The organism is Microcoleus sp. C2D2 (assembly GCF_036702495.1).
GTDB lineage: Bacteria > Cyanobacteriota > Cyanobacteriia > Cyanobacteriales > Microcoleaceae > Microcoleus.
Genome location: NZ_JAUBTO010000284.1, coordinates 1 through 5,012 on the forward strand (window position 1 = coordinate 1; position 5,012 = coordinate 5,012).

Below are 5,012 nucleotides of genomic sequence, written 5' to 3' on the forward strand. Positions count from 1 at the left end.
AATTTTGACAACTTTATTCTTAGGAGCTTCTTACATTGGCATTTTGCTAGTTAGTTTTACATACTAGGTTCGGTAGAACCATAAGGTTTAAGTTTAATCTTTAAGTCTAAACCCAGACAGAGCAAGAGTTTGAAATGATTTAGCAGAGTTAGCTTACAAAACTTAATATCCATCCCTTGACAAGGTGACTGAGATGCTGCGATCGTGAGTTTAAGGAAGATTGATAGTGCGTAACCCACCAAGTGTCTCACGACTTGATAGGTCACGACTTCCCCTTCTGTTCGATTACAACAGTTGGAGCAAATTTATCATGCCACAATCCCAGAGGGCGCAAACTTCAGCGTCTCAAAATGTAATATTGCTGTCCGATGACAAAATCATCATCAGTCACGCCCTGCTACGCGAGGTACTGGGTTGCCTGTTGTTAACCACACCTATTGTCGGGCAACCTCGTCCTCCCGAGCATCACTGGAGCGCAATTAAGTCAATGCGGTTATACCGCGCTAAAAAGCTTATCCGCCAGGCCCTTCTAGATGGCAACAGCCAGCGGGGGGACGTATGAGCTTTCGCGACATTTTGGCGGAACCCTCTCCATCCCCCGATGAAAGACCTGACAATCACAGGGCGCTACTTGACGCCTACGATATCCTGAGCCTTACGCGGAGTAGCGAGATTTATCTGAAGGCTTTGGAGCATTACATTTACAGAAGCTTGGGAGACAACTAGGATATCAAAGACCAATTGCTTAACTTTCTCAAGCTCTACCGAAACGAGAGAGACAGGGGAATTGACGAGGTTGCGGATATCCTGAAAACTGCTTTAGAGCGGAACCGGGAGTCAAACAATGACTAAAATCCTTATCAGCTACCGTCGCATCGACCAACTCAAGACGATCGCCTTTACTTGTGGTTTCACCAACGAAGACGCTAAGCAGTTCGGCAAGCTCAGCAAAACTGCTACCTGGGAAGCGTTACTAGAGACTCAGGGCATTCCTTCGCAAGCTGTAGACAGGGATATAGACAACAACCTTCAATCGCTTGACACAAGCGGATGGACTAACGACGACTCCTGGACGGTCTACGATTGCGGCGCTAACTCAAGCTTTTTAGACTGGGTTGACCTCTCTCAACTCATTGCACTAGCGCTCGCATCGGCGGGGGTGTTTGTGCTGGTAATGTCTATGTGGCAACAAATCAATCCCCTGAATTTATTTCCCCGAGTTGACAGAGGGCAAACTAAACTTCAGAGTCTGCTTAGTCAATTTGAGGAGAGCGAATAAAGCAGCAAGTGTTAAGAGAAATCTAATAGGTTTCTCTTAACTGATATACTCAATTATTGAGGGAAATTGAGAGCGCCTGCTTTACACGCAGGATGTAAGTAGGTCAAATTCATACAACGTCTAGAACTGTTGGGATGGGCGATGTAGGACTTGAACCTACGGCATCCTGCGTGTAAAGCAGGCGCTCTACCACTGAGCTAATCGCCCAATTGCGCTTATAGCGATTTATGATATCACAGTATCCCAGAAATTTCAACTAAAAAAATCCTAAACTTTTAATGCCCTCTGGCCGCACGCACGATCGAATAACCCTGTGGAGTTTGCCCTTGGTGGCAGCCCTGACGTTTGGCCAGACGAGGAGCAGCCACCTGACTTTGCTCGTTTCCGGCAGTTTCTTATTCGGCGGGCTGATGTTTGGCCCCGACTTGGATATCTACTCCTGCCAGTATCAGCGCTGGGGATGGTTCAAACCGATTTGGCTCCCGTACCAAAAAAGCCTGCGCCACCGCTCTTTTTTGTCCCACGGCCCTCTCATCGGCACTGCTTTGCGAATCTTGTACCTCGCTATCTGGAGCGCGGTTTTCGGAGTGTTGGGATTGGCAATTGCTCAAAAAATTGGGAACTTAGGCTGGAATTGGCAGGATATAGTTTTCAGTTATGGGCGATCGATCTGGGAACACCACATCGAAATTTTAGCCGTTTACATCGGTCTAGAATTGGGCGCTATGAGCCACTATCTGAGCGATTGGGGCGGCTCGGCTTACAAAAGATTCAAAAAGAAAGGATTGAGCGGGTGGCGCCCTCCTAAGACAATTAAGAGGCCCAAAATCCAAGCTCCCACTCGCGCTTCCAGCAAATCCATAGCAGAAGGAAGAAGGAAGAAGGAAGAAGGAAGAAGGAAGAAGTAATAAAATCAATGGTTGGAACTCTTAACAACGTTATAACCGTCGGGCGCGGTTGATATAAAAGGTAAATTATTATGTCTAATTCTGAAAGTCGATCGCTCACAGCACTCAAAGAACTTATAGAAGTTGTGGCTAAATTGCGATCGCCAGACGGCGGATGTCCTTGGGATTTAGCCCAAACTCCTCAAACTCTAATTCCTCACATAATCGAAGAAGCTTATGAAACGGCCGACGCGATTCGCAAAGGAGATAAAGATGCGATCGTCGAAGAATTGGGCGACTTACTGTTACAGGTAATTCTGCAAGCTCAAATTGCCAGCGAATCGAATCAGTTTACCTTCGCCGAAATCGCTGCGGGCATTACAGAAAAACTAATTCGGCGACATCCCCACGTCTTTGGCAATGTCGAACTCAACAGCGTCGATGAAGTCAACGCAAACTGGGAAAAAATCAAAGCAGCAGAAAAAGGCACAACTCCGGAAAAGCCACCAACTTTAGCCTCGAAAATGAGCCGTTATGCCAGCACTTTGCCACCGATAACCGCAGGGATGAAAATCTCTCAAAAAGCTGCGGAAGTGAGTTTTGATTGGGACAGTGTAGAGGGCGTTTGGGATAAATTTCACGAAGAAATGGCAGAATTTGAACACGCTCTCAAACACGAGGATAAGGCAGCGCAGCAGTCAGAATTGGGAGATATTATGTTTGTGTTGATTCAATTAGCTCGCTGGTACGATTTAGATCCGTCGGCTGCTTTGCAAGGAACAAACGATCGCTTCGTGCAGCGGTTTGCGAAGGTAGAGGCTGCGTGCGATCAACCTTTGTCAGATTATGCCCCAGAAGAGTTAGAAGCTCTGTGGCAGCAAGCTAAAGCTTTAATTGCTAAACAAAAGGGCGATCGGTAATAACTCACTCCCGATCACTATTGTTAAGAACAGGCAAGATGCCTGTTCCACAACAACTCAATATTTTGCTTGTGGGGTGGGCTTCTAGCCCGCACTATTGTTAAGAACAGGCAAGATGCCTGTTCCACAACAACTCAATATTTTGCTTGTGGGGTGGGCTTCTAGCCCGCCCTGAAAAGCTGATTAACAATACTGCCAGATGTCAGCAATCAACTACTCTTGACACTCCCGGGCCTCAAGGCGTGGGGATTCTTGGTTCTGGCGACATACCTTAAAACTATCTATCCTGGCGGCAATACTTAAACCAAATATCCGTTCAAAGGAACCAAATATCGAGCCTAATTTAGTTAGTCCCAGAGGGTTTTATCTCCCCAAGCGTTCGAGAATTACTTCTCATGTTACCGGATGCCGTACGGTACGTTTTAACTTGCCAAAATTTATTTTTCTGGTTTTGGCTTACCTTAGTCAGCCAGGGGGAACGCATCTTATTGAACACTGTTCATCAGTGGTGAGTAAATTTTGAGATAAATTCACTATTTTTAGAAGCTACAGACACGCTTTCTAATGACTTTTTAGATAAAATAGGAACTGATTAATGGTGGTTTTGACTTAATGCTATTTTTGAGACAATAAAAAGATTACAACCACTGTTTACAAGTTGTATAATAGTTACTAATGAGTTATTCGTGAGAATTTAGTTAACTGCAACAGCCAAAATCTTAGTCAAATATTCATCATCCCACCCGGCTCGAAGTCGCTTATTTCTTGCTCCGGTTTTTGAGGTTTTTTCTGGATTCAAAAGATTAAGCGAGATGTGTCTAATTATAGCAAAGTTTTGCGGAGCATTATCTTTTCTAATCCGACACTCATCTTCACGAAAACCCACAGCTAATACCCAATGTAAAGAATTTTCAATTCCCCAATGGCTGCGGACTGATTCACCAATTTTTTGAGCATTATTTGATAAACTACTAATATAATAACGAGTTTCAATAGTTGTTTTTCCCTTCACTATTCTCACGAATTCTATCAGGCCTATACTGTGAAGTTTCTCCCATAGGTTGTCGGGGTCAATCAGCTCTTTGATGTCACTTAACATGGTTGTGATGTCGGATTTCTGAGCGACAGTGATTACTTTCTTTATTTGTCGAATAAGCTGTAAGCTGTTGCACATTTAAACTGTGATACAAGCATTACCCTTGTTTTTAATTTTACGCCCCCATTTAATTATTAATTGTCCTTCATTTAAGAGGATATGCAATAAATACTCTAGCTCTTCAATTGATTTAAATAGCCTATTGGCAATATATTCTTTTGTCGAATGCCATACTAATTCAATTAAGTTATAGTCTGGGCTGTATTCGGGGAGAAATTATAAATGGAGATTAGGCATTTCTGTTTCAATTTTTTTGAGGTACTCTTCTTTTTTATGAAAACTAGCATTATCAAGAATGAGCACTATTTTCGCTCCCTTTTCAGCAAATTGGGATGCTTGATTACCTGCTGATACCCATTCATTAATTAGCTCTTCATAAAAAATCTTTAGAACTTTATAAAAATTAGGTGAATTGCCTTTATTCAGAAACTCTACAAACCTTTTTTTATCGGAATTTCTCACTCCTCCCATTACATTAACTCTGCCTTTTCTTCGGTCTCCTCTGACCTTTTTTCGGCTGCCTTTCTTACACCAGTTCTTTCTTCTGGTAACTCTTAAACTAAATCCACTCTCGTCCCAAAACCATACCTGTAATCGTTCTGGACTTTCTTTTTCTATTTTTAAATATTCTGCTATTTTTATTTTAAACGCTGTTCTTTTTTCGGGATTTCTCTTGGACTCCAGGCTATACTTAGCCCCATTACTCACAAGTTAAGCTAAAAGCACTATTGTCAATGAGTAAAATTACTCATCTTTTACCTGTTGACCCA

At 43.1% G+C, this 5,012-nt stretch carries 5 protein-coding genes, 1 tRNA gene and 2 pseudogenes; 5 read left to right on the forward strand and 3 right to left on the reverse strand.

The features are described from left to right. Positions 1-310 precede the first annotated feature (310 nt). The 3 genes from QUB61_RS37840 (at position 311) to QUB61_RS37850 (ending at position 1,279) form a co-directional block, all read left to right on the forward strand. A complete protein-coding gene (locus QUB61_RS37840) occupies positions 311-562 on the forward strand; it encodes a hypothetical protein (RefSeq protein ID WP_333136438.1) in 252 nt (83 codons plus the stop codon). After that, positions 559-726: a hypothetical protein gene (locus tag QUB61_RS37845; protein WP_333136440.1), complete on the forward strand. Its 168-nt coding sequence runs from the start codon at positions 559-561 to the stop codon at positions 724-726. Before QUB61_RS37840 ends, QUB61_RS37845 begins: the two co-directional genes overlap by 4 nt. A gap of 118 nt (positions 727-844) precedes the next feature. Beyond that, positions 845-1,279 carry a hypothetical protein gene (locus tag QUB61_RS37850; protein WP_333136442.1) on the forward strand — a complete coding sequence of 145 codons (435 nt, stop codon included), beginning with the start codon at positions 845-847 and terminating at the stop codon, positions 1,277-1,279. Between the two features lie 135 nt (positions 1,280-1,414). Here QUB61_RS37850 and QUB61_RS37855 read toward each other — a convergent pair. Then, positions 1,415-1,486 (reverse strand) — tRNA-Val (locus tag QUB61_RS37855). A 71-nt stretch (positions 1,487-1,557) separates the two neighbouring features. On the opposite strand from QUB61_RS37855, the gene QUB61_RS37860 reads away from it, so the two are divergent. Continuing rightward, complete coding sequence (locus QUB61_RS37860; protein WP_333136444.1) at positions 1,558-2,187, forward strand: metal-binding protein; 630 nt, start codon at positions 1,558-1,560, stop codon at positions 2,185-2,187. A 71-nt stretch (positions 2,188-2,258) separates the two neighbouring features. Continuing rightward, positions 2,259-3,086 (forward strand): nucleoside triphosphate pyrophosphohydrolase, encoded by an 828-nt coding sequence (gene mazG, locus QUB61_RS37865; RefSeq protein WP_333136447.1) that lies wholly within the window; start codon positions 2,259-2,261, stop codon positions 3,084-3,086. Between the two features lie 694 nt (positions 3,087-3,780). Here mazG and QUB61_RS37870 read toward each other — a convergent pair. Next, positions 3,781-4,228: pseudogene (locus QUB61_RS37870) on the reverse strand (ISAs1 family transposase); the annotation flags it as partial. Positions 4,229-4,260: 32 nt separating this feature from the next. After that, positions 4,261-4,938, reverse strand: a pseudogene (locus QUB61_RS37875) (IS630 family transposase); the annotation flags it as partial. Between the last annotated feature and the right edge of the window lie 74 nt (positions 4,939-5,012).